The sequence below is a fragment of the Rhizobium sp. ZK1 genome, assembly GCF_047782645.1.
Lineage (GTDB): Bacteria > Pseudomonadota > Alphaproteobacteria > Rhizobiales > Rhizobiaceae > Rhizobium.
Genome location: NZ_CP180587.1, coordinates 1,394,897 through 1,409,277 on the forward strand (window position 1 = coordinate 1,394,897; position 14,381 = coordinate 1,409,277).

The following is a 14,381-nucleotide window of genomic DNA, read 5'->3' on the forward strand; positions in this document are numbered from 1 at the left end:
TATGCGAAAGGCCATAAATTTCTACTTGTCACCCTTTCGATTATGTATATACATATTCTGCCATAAAGAAAGGCGTAAAGCTGATGAGTGGGAACAAATTTTCCGGATCGGGCCGCAATTCCAGTGCCCGCTCGCTTTGGCGCAATGCACGCCTGGCGACGTTGCGGGAGAATCTGCCGGGCCTTGGCATTATCGAAAAAGGCGCCGTCGTTTACGAAGGCGGGCGCATCCTTTTTGCCGGGCCGGAAGGCGAGCTGCCGTCCTGGCTGATCGAGACGGCCGAGATTACCGATCTCGAAGGTCGCTGGGTCACGCCCGGCCTCATCGATTGTCACACCCATATCGTCTATGGCGGCAACCGCGCCCGGGAATTCGAAATGCGGCTCGAAGGCGCGACCTATGAAGAGATTGCACGTGCCGGAGGCGGCATCGTCTCCTCCGTGAAGGCGACCAACGCACTGTCCGTCGAAGGGCTCGTCGAGGCTGCGCTCCCGCGGCTCGACACGCTGATCTCCGAGGGTTTGACCACCATCGAGATCAAGTCCGGATACGGGCTCAATATCGAGGCAGAACTGAAGATGCTGCGCGCCGCCCGCGCACTCGCAGACCACCGGCCGGTGCGGGTCATCACCTCCTATCTCGGCGCCCACGCAACGTCCGTCGAATACAAGGGACGGAACCAGGATTACATTTCCGATGTCGTCCTGCCGGGTCTCGAGCGAGCACGCGCTGAAGGCCTTGTCGATGCTGTCGACGGTTTCTGCGAAGGCATCGCATTCTCGGTCGATGATATCGCACGGGTCTTCGACAAGGCCCGTGCGCTCGGGATTCCCGTCAAGCTTCATGCCGAGCAGCTCTCCAATCTTGGCGGCGCGAAACTCGCAGCCTCCTACGGCGCCCTTTCGGCCGATCATCTGGAATATCTGGATGAGGATGGCGCGCGGGCAATGGCGGCAGCCGGCACGGTTGCCGTTCTGCTCCCAGGCGCCTTCTACGCGATCAACGAAAAGCAGAAGCCGCCGGTCCAGGCCCTGCGGCAGGCCGGCGTGCCTATCGCTGTTGCCACTGACTGCAACCCCGGCACGTCACCGCTCACCTCTCTGCTGCTCACCATGAACATGTCGGCGACGCTGTTCAAACTGACGGTGGAAGAATGCATCGCCGGCGCGACCCGCGAAGGTGCCCGCGCCCTCGGCCTGCTTACTGAGACCGGCACGATCGAAGCCGGCAAGTCCGCTGATCTGGCGATCTGGGACATCGAGAGCCCTGCCGAGCTCGTCTACCGCATCGGCTTCAACCCGCTTCACGCTCATACTTTCAAGGGCCAGAGGATCGACCGATGACCATCACCCTCCATCCAGGTTCCGTTTCGCTTCAGGACCTCGCAACCATCTACTGGACGGGCGTTCCGGCCAAGCTCGACCCGTCCTTCGACGCCGGCATCATCAAGGCGGCCAACCGCATCGCCGAGATCGCCGCCGGCAATGCGCCGGTCTACGGCATCAATACCGGCTTCGGCAAACTCGCCTCGATCAAGATCGACAGCGCTGATGTGGCAACGCTGCAGCGCAATCTCATCCTCTCTCATTGCTGCGGCGTCGGCGATCCCCTGCCGGAAAATGTCGTGCGTCTCATCATGGCGCTGAAGCTCGTTTCGCTCGGCCGCGGCGCCTCCGGCGTACGGCTGGAACTGGTGCGGCTGATCGAGGCGATGATGGCGCGCGGCGTCATCCCGGTCATCCCGGAAAAGGGCTCTGTCGGCGCCTCTGGCGATCTTGCACCGCTTGCCCATATGACAGCCGTGATGATGGGCCATGGCGAAGCCTTCTTTGGCGGTGAACGGCTGCATGGCGCAACGGCGCTTGTCAAAGCCGGGCTGCAACCCGTCGTGCTCGCCGCCAAGGAAGGGCTGGCGCTCATCAACGGCACGCAGACCTCGACGGCGTTGGCGCTGGCCGGCCTGTTCCGCGCCCACCGGGCGGCACAATCGGCGCTGATCACCGGCGCCATGTCCACAGATGCGGCCATGGGCTCATCCGCCCCGTTCCATCCCGATATCCATACGCTGCGCGGCCATCGCGGCCAGATCGATACGGCAACAGCCCTACGCGCCCTGCTTGACAACTCGCCGATCCGCCAGAGCCATATCGAGGGTGACGAGCGCGTTCAGGACCCCTATTGCATCCGCTGCCAGCCGCAGGTCGATGGCGCCTGCCTGGATCTGTTGCGCTCGGTTGCCCGCACGCTGGAGATCGAAGCCAATGCCGTGACCGACAATCCGCTGGTCCTGTCGGACAATTCCGTCGTGTCAGGCGGCAATTTCCACGCCGAGCCCGTTGCCTTCGCTGCCGACCAGATCGCGCTTGCGATCTGCGAGATCGGCGCAATCGCCCAGCGCCGCATCGCGCTGCTCGTCGATCCCGCCCTCTCCTATGGTCTGCCGGCCTTTCTTGCGAAGAAGCCGGGTCTGAATTCCGGCCTGATGATCGCCGAGGTCACGTCTGCCGCGCTGATGAGCGAGAACAAGCAGATGTCGCATCCGGCCTCCGTCGACTCGACACCAACCTCGGCCAATCAGGAAGACCATGTCTCCATGGCCTGCCATGGCGCGCGCCGCCTCCTGCCGATGACCGAAAATCTCTTTGCGATCATCGGCATCGAGGCACTGAGCGCCGCGCAAGGGGTGGAGCTTCGCGCACCACTCGCGACCAGCCCCGAACTCAAGAGGGCGATTTCCGCCATCCGTGCTGCCGTGCCCTCGCTGGAGGAGGATCGCTATATGGCGAACGACCTGAAGGCGGCTGCCACGCTTATTGCCAGCGGTAGCCTCAACGCATCCGTTTCAAGCGGCATCCTGCCCGCTCTGGAGGTCTGACATGTCCGTTTTCGAAGTCAAGCAAGGCACCTCGCCCGTCATCCTCGGTTTCCCTCATACGGGTACCGATGTTCCCGCCGATATCTGGGAGCGGCTGAACGACAACGGCCGGCTGCTTGCCGATACCGACTGGCATATCCATCAGCTTTATGACGGCCTGCTCGACAGTCCGACCACGGTGCGCGCCACGTTCCATCGCTATGTGATCGACGCCAACAGAGATCCGTCCGGCACGAGCCTCTATCCCGGCCAGAATACGACCGGGCTGATTCCCGAGACCGATTTCGACGGCAAGGCGATCTGGAAGGACGGCGCCGCCCCCACCGAGGCCGATATCGCCCAGCGGCTGCGTGATTTTCATGCGCCCTACCACGCCGCACTTCTGGCCGAGATCGAGCGGGTGAAAACCATCCACGGCATTGTCGTCCTCTATGACTGCCACTCCATCCGTTCGCACATCCCCTTCCTCTTCGAGGGCAAGCTGCCGGATTTCAATATCGGCACGGATATGGGCAAGACCTGCGATCCGGCGATCGAGCAGGCGACCATCGCCATTGCATCGGCTGCCGCAGGTTACGACAGCATCCTGAACGGTCGCTTCAAAGGCGGCTGGACGACGCGCCATTACGGCAAGCCGGAAACCGGCGTGCATGCCATCCAGATGGAACTCGCACAATCCACGCATCTCGCAACCGAGGCGCCGCCCTTCGCCTATGACGGCGAAGAAGCCGACAAGCTGCGCATTCACCTCAAATCCATTCTGACGCGGATCGAGGAGATCGCGCTCGGTCTGAAACACTAAAAGGGAACATCATCATGACCGTAAACCCGCGCCACAATATCCGCGAAATCCGCGCTCCCCGCGGTAATGAGCTGAACGCCAAAAGCTGGATGACCGAAGCGCCGCTGCGTATGCTTATGAACAATCTCGACCCGGATGTGGCCGAAAACCCGCATGAGCTCGTCGTCTATGGCGGCATCGGCCGCGCCGCGCGCACCTGGGACGATTTCGACCGCATCGCTGCGACACTGAAGACGCTGAACGAAGACGAGACGCTGCTCGTGCAGTCCGGTAAGCCGGTCGGCGTCTTCCGCACCCACAAGGATGCGCCGCGCGTGCTGATCGCCAATTCCAATCTCGTGCCGCACTGGGCGACCTGGGACCATTTCAACGAACTCGACAAGAAGGGCCTTGCCATGTACGGCCAGATGACGGCCGGTTCGTGGATCTATATCGGTACGCAGGGCATCGTGCAGGGCACTTACGAAACCTTCGTCGAGGCCGGACGCCAGCACTACAATGGTAATCTTAGGGGTAAGTGGATCCTGACCGGCGGTCTCGGCGGCATGGGTGGCGCCCAGCCACTGGCCGCCGTCATGGCCGGCGCCTGCTGCCTTGCCGTCGAATGCGACGAAACCCGCATCGATTTCCGCCTGCGCACCCGCTATGTCGATGAAAAGGCCCACACGCTGGACGAGGCGCTGGAAAAGATCGAGCGCTGGACCAAAGCCGGCGAAGCAAAATCTGTCGGCCTCGTCGGCAATGCCGCCGAAATCTTCCCGGAACTGGTGGCCCGCATGAAGGCGGGCGGCCCGCGCCCCGATATCGTCACCGACCAGACCTCGGCGCATGATCCACGCAACGGCTACCTGCCGGTCGGCTGGACCGTTGCCGAAGCCAGGGCCAAGCGCGAAAGCGATCCGAAGGCCGTTGAAGCGGCCGCCCGCGCCTCGATGAAAGCGCATGTCGAAGCCATGGTCGCCTTCTGGGATGCCGGCGTTCCCACGCTCGACTATGGCAACAATATTCGCCAGGTCGCCAAGGACGAGGGTCTGGAAAACGCATTCGCCTTCCCGGGCTTCGTACCGGCCTATATCCGCCCGCTCTTCTGCCGCGGCATCGGGCCGTTCCGCTGGGCCGCACTTTCCGGCGATCCGGAAGACATCTACAAGACCGATGCCAAGGTGAAGGAACTGCTTCCCGACAACAAGCACCTGCACAACTGGCTCGACATGGCCAGGGAACGCATTGCTTTCCAGGGCCTGCCGGCCCGCATCTGCTGGGTCGGTCTCGGCGATCGTCATCGTCTCGGCCTTGCCTTCAACGAAATGGTCAGGAACGGCGAGCTGAAGGCCCCCGTCGTCATCGGCCGCGACCACCTCGATTCCGGTTCCGTCGCTTCGCCGAACCGCGAAACGGAAGCCATGAAGGACGGCTCGGATGCCGTGTCCGACTGGCCGCTCCTGAACGCCCTGCTCAACACCGCCTCCGGCGCCACCTGGGTCTCGCTGCATCATGGCGGCGGCGTCGGCATGGGATTCTCGCAGCATTCCGGCATGGTCATTTGCGCCGACGGCACCGATGATGCGGCCCGCCGCCTCGGAAATGTTCTCTGGAACGATCCGGCGACCGGTGTCATGCGCCATGCCGATGCCGGCTATGACATCGCCATCGATTGCGCCAAGGACAAGGGCCTTCGCCTGCCCGGCATTCTTGGAAACTGAGCCATGAAGGTCCTGCGCGCTGCCGATCACAAGCGCATGCCGTGGAAGAACGGCGGCGGCGAAACGGTGGAGATCGCCATTTCGCCTGATGGTGCGGGGCTTGCCGATTTCGACTGGCGGGTCAGCATGGCGACCGTCGCGTCCGACGGGCCTTTCTCCGTCTTTCCCGGGATCGACCGCACGCTGTCGATCCTGAAAGGTAACGGTATGCGGCTCTTCATCGAGGGCCGTGAGCCGGTGCTCCTGACGCGGGAGAGTGAACCCCTCGCCTTTGCCGCCGATATCACCGTCTCGGCAACGCTGCCGGATGGCACAATCACCGACCTGAACGTGATGAGCAGGCGGGGTGCCGTGAGGCACGCAGTCGCGCGGCATTTCATCGATGGTGAGAAAAGCCTGGCGTTTGCGAAAAGGATTTTCCTGCTCTTTTGCGCCAATGGAATTCTGGCGGCGCGAACAGGTGCTCAGAGCATCGAACTCGACGCCGGCGATGCAATGCTGCTTGAAGAGAGCGATGGTGGCCGGCTCGATCTTTCGGGCCAGGCGCTCTGCTACGCCATCTCGATCGAGAAGGCGTAAGATCATGGAACTGACTAGGGAAATCGCTTTTTGAGGCAAGTTCCATATACAACCGGCCTATTCCTCGAAGATCTTGCCGCTGCGCGTTTCCAGCCTGTAGCGATGTCCGGGATAGACGAGACGCGCCGTCGAGACAACTTGGCGGGCCGACCAGGTGCGTCGGCGGATGGCAAGGCATGGCTCATTCTGCAGGATTGTCAGCAGCTTGCATTCCCAGGCGCGCGGCACCACCGCCTCGACGATATGCTCCGATGCGCTGAGCGGTGCCGCCGCCGTCAGATAGGCATTGGGCGTCAGCGTCGAAAAGTCCTGTGCCAGATAGTCGGGGACCGCCCCCGGATTGACGAAACGGTCCTCGATCTGGACAGGCACGCCATTCTCGTTGTGGACGATCAGCGAGTGGAAAACCGGCGCGCCGATGTCGAACCCCAGCGCATCGGCAACCTCCGGAGAGGCCGTCTCCTCAGCCAGAACGATAACATCAGCCTCGTGAACATGGCCGCGCTCGGCGATCTCGTCGGCGATATTGCGCACCTCGAAGAGCGCAGAATAGCCCTTGCGTTCCGCAACGAAGGAACCGACGCCCTGGATGCGGAGGAGTTCGCCTTCGTTCGCCAGTTCCCGGAGCGCCCGATTGGCGGTCATCTTGCTGACGCCGAGCTCCACCACCAGCTCGTTTTCGGAGGGCACGCGGTGCCGCGGCGGCCATTCGCCGCTGCGGATCCGGTCGAGAATGACCTGCTTGACGCCGGCATAAAGCGGGCCGCCGTCATTTTCCGCCAGTTCGCGTTTCATCTCGTCGGAACGCTTCATTGCCTATTCCCTTTGCACGAATGGAATCTGCCCTCTAAATCGACTTTCCACTTGCATATCACAAAATATCTCATATGGTACCCTATACAACCTGCCGATCCAAAAATGAAACAAAGGACCAGGACGGGCAAGCCGGCGAAGATCGGCATTCATACCGCAAGGTCTGTCCAATCTCAGAGGAGATCACATCAATGAAGCTCAGCACGATTCTTCTTTCCTGCGCGATGACGGCAGCCGCCTTTGCGGCTCCTGCCTCTGCCAAGGACTGGACGAAGGCGACCATCACGCTCGAAGGCGCCTACGCTCCCTGGAACCTCACCAATGCCGACGGCTCGCTCGGCGGCTTCGAACCGGAGCTCGCCAAGGTTCTGTGCGAACGCGCCAAGATCGAATGCACATTGGTCGCATCCGACTGGGACGGCATGATCCCGGCGCTGAATGCCGGCAAGTTCGACGTCATCATGGATGCACTGTCGATCACGGAAGAGCGCAAGCAGGTCATCGATTTCACGGTTCCCTATGCCGCAACACCGGCAGCCTTTGCCACTGCTAAGGACAGCCCGCTTGCCAACACTTCCGGCACCGGCGCAACCATCAAGATGACACCCGGCCAGACCGGCGTGAAGGAAATCGAAGCGCTGAAGGAAGCCTTCAAGGGCAAGACGATCGGCATTCAGGCGGCAACCGTCTACGCCAAGTTCGTCTACGATAATTTTGGCAGCATCGCCGAAATCCGCGAATACAAGACGGGTGCTGACCGCGACCTCGACCTGCAGAACGGCCGTATCGATCTCGGATTCGACGATGCGGTCTACTTCAACAACGCCTTCGAAGCCGCGGGTGGCGCACTGACCTTCACCGGCCCGGAAATCGCCGGCTCGATCTGGGGTGAAGGCGAAGGCCTCGGCATCCGCAAGGCCGATACCGACCTGCGCGACAAGTTCAGCGAAGCCATCAAGTCAGCACTTGCCGATGGCACGGTCAAGAACCTCTCGATGAAATGGTTCAAGGTCGACGTCAGCCCGCAGAACTAAGCTTCCGATCAAAAGCCGCGTTCCGTGGTCTCCGCTTTGCGATCGGAGACCACGTGCTATTCTGACCGCCCGTCATCACGACGAAGACAGCGCTGGGAAGGCCCATGGCGACACTCGAACTGATTGGTTTCGGCTCAACCGGGTGGGGAGCTTTTCTCCTCCTTGGTGCCTTGCTGACGCTCTGCGTGACAGCCACAGCGCTGGCGATCGGCGCCGTCCTCGGCGCGATTATCGCGGCCGCAAAGCTATCCAGCAAGGTCGTGCTCGTCACGACCGGCCACATCTACACCACCGTTTTCCGCGGTGTGCCGGAGCTGCTGATCATCTATCTGATCTATTTCGGCGGCTCTTCGGCGGTGACAGCGATCGGCCAGTCGATGGGTTATGAGGGTTTCCTCGGCCTGCCGTCCTTCGCCGCTGGTGCGCTTGCCGTCGGCATCATCTCCGGCGCTTATCAGGCGGAAGTCTATCGTGGTGCCTATCTTGCCATTTCCAAGGGCGAGCTTGAGGCTGCCTCGGCAATCGGCATGCATCGCGGCCTACGGTTCCGCCGCATTATCATTCCGCAGGTCCTGCGCCTTGCCATTCCCGGTCTCGGCAACGTCTGGCAATTGAGCCTGAAGGATTCGGCGCTGATTTCGGTTACCGGCCTTGCCGAGCTGATGCGCTCGAGCCAGGTAGCCGCCGGCTCGACACGGCAATATTTCCTGTTCTACATTGTCGGCGGCGCGCTCTACCTGATCCTCACTAGCCTATCGGACCGCGTTTTTAAGGGCGCTGAGCGCAATGCCAATCGCAGCATGCCGGCTTCGGCCATGGGCCAGGCATAGGGAGGGATAGATGGATATCGCCTTCCTCTTCAGCACCATGGTCACGCTCTTGAAAGCCGTGCCGACGACGCTGATCCTGTTCTTCCTGTCGATCTTCTTCGGCGGATTGCTTGCACTCGTCATCGTCTCCATGCGCGTGAGCGGCAATCCCATCCTTTCGGGTTTTGCCAAGGGCTATATCTTCATCTTCCGCGGCTCGCCCCTGCTGATCCAGATGTTCCTGGTCTTTTACGGGCTCGGCCAATTCGGTGTCATCCGGTATTCCTTCCTGTGGCCGTTCCTGCGGGAGCCTATGGTCTGCGCGGTTCTCTCGCTCGCTCTCTGCACTGCCGGTTACTCCGCCGAAATCTTCCGCGGCGGCATTCGCGCCGTCTCGCCAAAGGAAATCGAGGCGGCCCGCGCCATCGGCATGTCCGGCTTCCTGATGGTGCGCCGTATCCTGGCGCCGATCGCTTTCCGCCATGCGCTGCCGGCCTATTCGACCGAGATCGTGCTGATGATGAAATCGACGGCACTCGCCAGTCTGGTTACGGTCTGGGAAGTGACCGGTGTGGCACAGCGGCTGATTTCGCAGACCTACCGGACGATGGAGGTCTTTCTCTGCGCCGCCATCATCTACCTCGTTTTGAACTTCATCATCCTGCAGGCCATGTCCCTGCTGGAATATTGGCTATCCCGACATCGCCGCGCCATTCCGCCGGCGCTGAAGGCATGAAACCGACTGAACGTGATTGGAGCCTCCATGCCCGGCGTAACCCGACTTTCGGTCCGCAATATCAGAAAGAGCTTCGGCACCCATGAGGTGCTGCGCGGCATTTCGCTCGACGCTGAGGATGGTGACGTGATTTCGCTGCTCGGCGCCTCCGGCTCCGGCAAATCCACCTTCCTGCGCTGCATCAACCTGCTCGAGATCGCAAGCGACGGTGAGATCTGGGTCGACGGCGAACATATCGAAATGACCCACAAGAACGGCAAGACGAGACCCGCCAGTCAGAAGCAGGTTGACCATATCCGCTCCGAACTCGGCATGGTCTTCCAGTCGTTCAATCTCTGGTCCCATATGACGATCCTGCAGAATGTCATCGAAGGACCGGTCCATGTGCTGAAGCGGCCGCGGGCTGAATGCATTGCCGAAGCCGAGGCGCTGCTCGAAAAAGTCGGGATCGCCGACAAGCGCCACGCCTATCCCGCGCATCTCTCCGGCGGCCAGCAGCAGCGGGCGGCGATTGCCCGTTCGCTCGCCATGAAGCCGAAGGTCATGCTTTTCGACGAGCCGACCTCGGCGCTAGATCCTGAACTCGTCGGCGAAGTGCTGCGCGTCATGCGCGCACTCGCCGAGGAGGGTATGACCATGCTCGTCGTCACCCACGAAATGAGCTTTGCCCGCAACGTCTCCAACCGCGTCGTCTTCATGCGCGAAGGGCTGGTCGAAAGCAGCGGCACGCCGGACGAAATGTTCGGCGGCGGCGCGTCGCCGGCCTTCCGCCAATTCATCGGCCATTTCGGTAGCGCCCAATGACCATTACCATCGATCGGGTTGCAGGCTGGCGCGATATTGCACGCGTGGCCGAGGGTGAGGCTCTCACCCTGTCGCAAGCGGCCTGGGATCGCATTAGGAATGCAAGCCGCATCGTCGAGCGGATCGTTGAGACCGGCGTGCGCGCCTATGGCATCAATACCGGCGTCGGCGCGCTGTCAGATACGGTGGTCGACAGAGCCTCGCAAATCAGGCTGTCGCGCAACATCATCCTCAGCCATGCCTGCGGCGTCGGCCCGCTGCTGGCGCCGCGCGAAGTGCGCGCGATCATCGCTGCGCAGATCGCCAATTTTGCCCATGGGCATTCCGGTGTGCGCCCTGACATCGTCCGCCATCTCGCCGCTTTCCTCGAGAGGAATTGCATTCCGGACGTTCCCTCCAAGGGATCTGCAGGTTACCTCACCCACAATGCCCACAACGCGCTGGTACTGATCGGCGAAGGCAGCGCAAGCGTTAATGGCAGCCGCATGAGCGGCCGGGATGCGCTTGCCGCTACCGGCCTCGAACCGCTGGTGCTCGGCGCCAAGGAGGGTCTCAGCCTTGTCAACGGCACCGCCTGCGCGACGGGACTTGCAAGCGTTGCGCTCGCCCGCACCGAGCGGCTGCTCGATTGGGCCGATGCGGTCGCGGCCCTGACGCTTGAAGCTGCCGGCTGCCAGATGGCGGCCTTCGACGAAGCCGTTCTGGCGCTACGCCCCTCCAGGGGCATCGCCCATGTCGGCGCCTCGCTGCGTGCCCGGCTTGCCGGCAGCGGGCTGGTGGCAGCTGCGCTCGGTCGACGAACACAGGATGCGCTCAGCCTACGTTCCATCCCGCATGCCCACGGCGCTGCCCGCGATGTCTTTGATGCCTCCGCCCTTATCGTCGATCAGGAGCTTGCCTCGGTCACCGACAATCCCGCCGTGTCGGGCACGCCGGAAGAGCCGATCGTCTCCTCGGAAGCCCATGCCGTCGCACCCGCCCTCGCGCAGGCCGCCGATAGTCTGGCGATGGCGCTTGCGCAGATTTCCGCCATGAGCGAACGGCGCACGGACCGCCTCGTCAATCCGCTGGTGAGCGGACTGCCGCCCTTCCTGGCAAGCGATGCCGGCAGCAATTCCGGTTTCATGATCGCGCAATATACGGCCGCCGCTCTCGTCAATGAGAACCGGCGGCTCGCAGCGCCGGCTTCTACCGATGGCGGTATCACATCGGGCCTCCAGGAGGATTTCCTGGCGCATCCGACAGCCGCCGCCAACAAGCTTCTCGCGCTGATCGACAATGCCGAATATATCCTGGCGATCGAATTGATGGCGGCTGCGCAGGCGCACGAATTCCTTGTAGGCACCGCGTCGAGGGCGACGGGTACTGATGCTATCTACAAGGCCGTTCGCACGATCGTGCCTGCCTATGCCGATGATCGGCCACCGTCGCGCGACATCGAGGCCTTACGCGGGCTCGTCCGTAAGGCCGCGGCACCAGCAATTCCCTGAGGAGACTTCATGACCGCCAGCTTCGACGTCGCCGTTATCGGCCTCGGTGCCATGGGAAGTGCTGCGCTCGCCTTTCTGGCAGCCCGCGGTGTCAAGGCGATTGGCTTCGATGCCCATTTTCCCGCCCACGCGCTGAGTTCCTCGCATGGTGACAGCCGCCTGATCCGGCTCGGCTATTTCGAGGATCCGTCCTATGTTCCGCTGCTCAAGCGCGCCTATCAGAACTGGCGGTCGCTGGAGGCGCGCTTGCGTACCGATATCCTGACGATAACAGGCGTGCTGCAGATCGGCGCGCCCGACGGCAAAATCGTCTCCGGTACGCGCTCCTCCTGTGAGCTGCACGGACTTGCCCACGAGGTGCTCGACAAGGCGGAGATGGCGCGCCGTTTTCCCGCCTTCCAGCTTGACGACCATGAGATTGGCCTGCTTGACCCGCAGGGCGGCTATCTTCGCCCGGAAGCGGCTGTCATGGGTTATCTGAGACTGGCTGCCGAGGACGGCGCGGTTCTGCATTTCGGCGAGAAGGTGACGGCGATCGAGCCCGATGATGCCGGCGTGACGATTACGTCCGAGAGCGGACGCTATCGCGCGGGAAAAATCGTGGTGGCGACCGGATCCTGGATTGCCGAACTCGTGCCACAGCTCGAAAAGGCCGCGGTGCCGATCCGCCAGGTCGTCGCCTGGTATCAGCCGCAGGATGGCTTTGCCACGCAGCCGCAGCGCATGCCCTGCTTCTTGCGAGATGAAGGTGCCGAAGGCTCCTATTTCGGTTTCCCGGCCATCGGCGTCGATGGCGTGAAGATCGGCAAACACGCACATTTCCGCGAACCGATCGATCCTAACAAGCCGAACCCGCCTGTGAACGATGCCGACAGGGCCTTGCTCGACGGTTTTATCAAGAAGCGCGTTCCGGGTGCAGCGGGTCTTCGTATGAAAGAGACGACCTGCCGTTATACAATGCTGCCGAGCGAGGATTTCCTTCTCGACCATATGCCGGGCGAGAAGAATATCGTCGTCGCCTCCCCCTGCTCCGGTCACGGCTTCAAGTTTACCAGCGTCGTCGGCGAAATCCTGGCGGATCTTGCCCTTGATGGTCAGACCGACCTGCCCATCAACGCCTTTTCCTTTGCCAAGGTCTAGAACCGCGGGCGGCGGCTCAGTGAGCCGCCTAGGGGGGAAGAACTCCTGGACATGCTGCGCAGGTCGGGCAATCCCAACTCGTATCCATATCGTAGCGATCCCGATTCCGGGTGCCTTGCGGTCAGGTCATAAGCTGCCTTTGAAGCGTCGATAAAGCCAAGGGCAACCTCGGTTCCAACGTCGAGCACATAGTAGTCAACGGCCGCTTCGACGTCACTGCGAGCCAATCCCCGAGGGACGATGGACTTGTTTGTCACTTGCTGTGCCGAGAGCTTTCGCTTGGATCTCATAACAAGGAATTATACCGGTGCAGATATTGCACAGGCGGGTATTCAGACAGCGTCTGGCAGGAGATAATTCTTACGGACATAAGAAAGGCCGAAGCCGGCTCTGGTCAAGTTTGCGAATGACGAATTTGGCTGCCCTTCCTGGGGCTGTACGGTCTCCACCGCAAAGAGTGAGACACCCTTCGCAAGCCCTTCGTTCAATCGTGCATTGATCAATGCCTTTTGTGCGCCGCGCCCACGGTAATCAGGAAGCGTCGTTCCGCCACCCAGCCAGGCGTATCCGCCTTGGATGAAGATCGCCCCGGTTCCAATCGGCGTGCCCTCCCACTCCGCGATGAAACAGCTCCAGCATTCCTTGCCGACGAGGCACGACCAAAGCGGCTCGAGCTCAGCCGGAAAACCAAAGCCAGTGCACATTATCTTGCCGAAAATGGGCGCGTCATCGACAGCGGCCAAGCGGGCACGCACAGGTCCTTCGATTGCAAGCGGAGCGGATGGCGCGGACCTTACCAGTTTTACCCACGCGCCGGTTTCAATCAGCCCTTTGTCTGCTACCCATTGACGCAGATCATTTGAGGCGGAAGCCTCGCTGATCTGGACGTTGCGCCGCCCCGTTTTGGTCTTCATCCAATCGAATGCAGCATTGAGCCCGCTGACGTCGTCCAAGCCAACTATGCGGTTAAGCCCGATGGCGGGAGCCTGGGGCAGTGAAATGGCGCAGCCATCGCCGACTGTCATACAGGTGAAATCGACGCTGTCCTTAAACGGCTGGGGCGTTATCCTGGCGAGGTCAATGAAAGCCTTTGCCTCGATCCACTCTTCCCGGGGAATTCTCTTATTAGTATTCTTCAAACCATTTCCTTCTCAAAATAATCGGTCGTCCGAAGCTGCTACGCGAGACGGAACCAGATTTTTCTCCGGCTCGCTGGACGGACAGCAGACGTCGAAAAATAGCATGTAGAAGTATCGTCCATTAAATAAGATAAAAGAGGATATCGGTGAACGATTTCCAGTTTTCCAGAACCGACGGTCGCTCTCATCTTGTCTTAGTTCCTCGTCGGCAGACATCACTCCCAGACGTCATAAACAATCCGGATCGGTAACGAATTTGGCTTCTGATATCGCGCCGCCTTCGCCGATATTCACGCAGGCGAAGTTGTATGCTTCGACAAACGCAGGAGAGGACATATCGAATAGACTAACGAACGCCTGCACTTCGATTTCTTCGTCATACGGTATTCTCGCAAGCGAAATGTTCATTGCTGCGTATCCTTTCGGTCGAGTATTCAGATATGCCGAATTCTGCTGC

The 14,381-nt window shown here is 61.2% G+C and carries 14 protein-coding genes and 1 pseudogene; 11 read left to right on the forward strand and 4 right to left on the reverse strand.

Annotation, left to right across the window (positions count from 1 at the left end):
• The first annotated feature begins 83 nt into the window (after positions 1-83).
• The 5 genes from hutI to ACK9YZ_RS29010 are packed head-to-tail and all read left to right on the forward strand — an operon-like array spanning position 84 to position 5,959.
• Positions 84-1,343, forward strand: a complete 1,260-nt coding sequence (hutI, locus tag ACK9YZ_RS28990; protein ID WP_216760243.1) for an imidazolonepropionase — start codon at positions 84-86, stop codon at positions 1,341-1,343.
• Positions 1,340-2,875: a histidine ammonia-lyase gene (gene hutH / locus ACK9YZ_RS28995; protein ID WP_416067029.1), complete on the forward strand. Its 1,536-nt coding sequence runs from the start codon at positions 1,340-1,342 to the stop codon at positions 2,873-2,875. The genes hutI and hutH overlap by 4 nt, the downstream gene beginning before the upstream one ends.
• A 1-nt stretch (position 2,876) precedes the next feature.
• The gene (gene hutG, locus ACK9YZ_RS29000) at positions 2,877-3,677 is read left to right on the forward strand and encodes an N-formylglutamate deformylase (RefSeq protein ID WP_416067030.1); all 801 of its coding nucleotides are present in this window, start codon (positions 2,877-2,879) and stop codon (positions 3,675-3,677) included.
• A gap of 14 nt (positions 3,678-3,691) precedes the next feature.
• Entirely contained in the window at positions 3,692-5,380 is a 1,689-nt protein-coding gene (gene hutU / locus ACK9YZ_RS29005) for a urocanate hydratase (RefSeq protein WP_416067031.1), read from the forward strand.
• Between the two features lie 3 nt (positions 5,381-5,383).
• Positions 5,384-5,959 carry a HutD family protein gene (locus ACK9YZ_RS29010; RefSeq protein WP_216760239.1) on the forward strand — a complete coding sequence of 192 codons (576 nt, stop codon included), beginning with the start codon at positions 5,384-5,386 and terminating at the stop codon, positions 5,957-5,959.
• A gap of 57 nt (positions 5,960-6,016) precedes the next feature.
• Here the strand turns inward: ACK9YZ_RS29010 and hutC are convergent, their stop codons facing one another.
• The gene (gene hutC, locus ACK9YZ_RS29015; protein WP_416067032.1) at positions 6,017-6,772 is read right to left on the reverse strand and encodes a histidine utilization repressor; all 756 of its coding nucleotides are present in this window, start codon (positions 6,770-6,772) and stop codon (positions 6,017-6,019) included.
• Between the two features lie 191 nt (positions 6,773-6,963).
• Between hutC and ACK9YZ_RS29020 the strand changes: the two genes are divergently transcribed.
• From ACK9YZ_RS29020 to solA, 6 genes are all read left to right on the forward strand, one after another.
• Positions 6,964-7,806: a transporter substrate-binding domain-containing protein gene (locus ACK9YZ_RS29020; RefSeq protein ID WP_416067033.1), complete on the forward strand. Its 843-nt coding sequence runs from the start codon at positions 6,964-6,966 to the stop codon at positions 7,804-7,806.
• A gap of 104 nt (positions 7,807-7,910) precedes the next feature.
• Positions 7,911-8,636 (forward strand): ABC transporter permease, encoded by a 726-nt coding sequence (locus ACK9YZ_RS29025; RefSeq protein ID WP_416067034.1) that lies wholly within the window; start codon positions 7,911-7,913, stop codon positions 8,634-8,636.
• 10 nt (positions 8,637-8,646) lie between these two features.
• Positions 8,647-9,351 (forward strand): ABC transporter permease, encoded by a 705-nt coding sequence (locus ACK9YZ_RS29030; RefSeq protein ID WP_216760235.1) that lies wholly within the window; start codon positions 8,647-8,649, stop codon positions 9,349-9,351.
• 27 nt (positions 9,352-9,378) lie between these two features.
• On the forward strand, positions 9,379-10,155 hold the full coding sequence (locus ACK9YZ_RS29035) for an ABC transporter ATP-binding protein (protein WP_416067035.1): 777 nt from the start codon (positions 9,379-9,381) through the stop codon (positions 10,153-10,155).
• Positions 10,152-11,645, forward strand: a complete 1,494-nt coding sequence (locus ACK9YZ_RS29040; RefSeq protein WP_416067036.1) for an HAL/PAL/TAL family ammonia-lyase — start codon at positions 10,152-10,154, stop codon at positions 11,643-11,645. The genes ACK9YZ_RS29035 and ACK9YZ_RS29040 overlap by 4 nt, the downstream gene beginning before the upstream one ends.
• 9 nt (positions 11,646-11,654) lie before the next feature.
• On the forward strand, positions 11,655-12,785 hold the full coding sequence (gene solA / locus ACK9YZ_RS29045) for an N-methyl-L-tryptophan oxidase (RefSeq protein WP_416067037.1): 1,131 nt from the start codon (positions 11,655-11,657) through the stop codon (positions 12,783-12,785).
• Positions 12,786-12,817: 32 nt separating this feature from the next.
• Here the strand turns inward: solA and ACK9YZ_RS29050 are convergent.
• From ACK9YZ_RS29050 to ACK9YZ_RS29060, 3 genes and pseudogenes are all read right to left on the reverse strand, one after another.
• A pseudogene (locus tag ACK9YZ_RS29050) lies at positions 12,818-13,075 on the reverse strand (type II toxin-antitoxin system RelE/ParE family toxin); the annotation flags it as partial.
• A gap of 42 nt (positions 13,076-13,117) precedes the next feature.
• Positions 13,118-13,924 (reverse strand): GNAT family N-acetyltransferase, encoded by an 807-nt coding sequence (locus tag ACK9YZ_RS29055; protein WP_416067038.1) that lies wholly within the window; start codon positions 13,922-13,924, stop codon positions 13,118-13,120.
• 228 nt (positions 13,925-14,152) lie between these two features.
• Entirely contained in the window at positions 14,153-14,332 is a 180-nt protein-coding gene (locus tag ACK9YZ_RS29060) for a hypothetical protein (RefSeq protein ID WP_416067039.1), read from the reverse strand.
• Between the last annotated feature and the right edge of the window lie 49 nt (positions 14,333-14,381).

Coding starts and splice junctions, on each gene's coding strand:
- hutI (WP_216760243.1), top strand. CDS start 84: ATGAGTGGGAACAAATTTTCCGGATCGGGCCGCAATTCCAGTGCCCGC.
- hutH (WP_416067029.1), top strand. CDS start 1,340: ATGACCATCACCCTCCATCCAGGTTCCGTTTCGCTTCAGGACCTCGCA.
- hutG (WP_416067030.1), top strand. CDS start 2,877: ATGTCCGTTTTCGAAGTCAAGCAAGGCACCTCGCCCGTCATCCTCGGT.
- hutU (WP_416067031.1), top strand. CDS start 3,692: ATGACCGTAAACCCGCGCCACAATATCCGCGAAATCCGCGCTCCCCGC.
- ACK9YZ_RS29010 (WP_216760239.1), top strand. CDS start 5,384: ATGAAGGTCCTGCGCGCTGCCGATCACAAGCGCATGCCGTGGAAGAAC.
- hutC (WP_416067032.1), bottom strand. CDS start 6,772: ATGAAGCGTTCCGACGAGATGAAACGCGAACTGGCGGAAAATGACGGC.
- ACK9YZ_RS29020 (WP_416067033.1), top strand. CDS start 6,964: ATGAAGCTCAGCACGATTCTTCTTTCCTGCGCGATGACGGCAGCCGCC.
- ACK9YZ_RS29025 (WP_416067034.1), top strand. CDS start 7,911: ATGGCGACACTCGAACTGATTGGTTTCGGCTCAACCGGGTGGGGAGCT.
- ACK9YZ_RS29030 (WP_216760235.1), top strand. CDS start 8,647: ATGGATATCGCCTTCCTCTTCAGCACCATGGTCACGCTCTTGAAAGCC.
- ACK9YZ_RS29035 (WP_416067035.1), top strand. CDS start 9,379: ATGCCCGGCGTAACCCGACTTTCGGTCCGCAATATCAGAAAGAGCTTC.
- ACK9YZ_RS29040 (WP_416067036.1), top strand. CDS start 10,152: ATGACCATTACCATCGATCGGGTTGCAGGCTGGCGCGATATTGCACGC.
- solA (WP_416067037.1), top strand. CDS start 11,655: ATGACCGCCAGCTTCGACGTCGCCGTTATCGGCCTCGGTGCCATGGGA.
- ACK9YZ_RS29060 (WP_416067039.1), bottom strand. CDS start 14,332: ATGAACATTTCGCTTGCGAGAATACCGTATGACGAAGAAATCGAAGTG.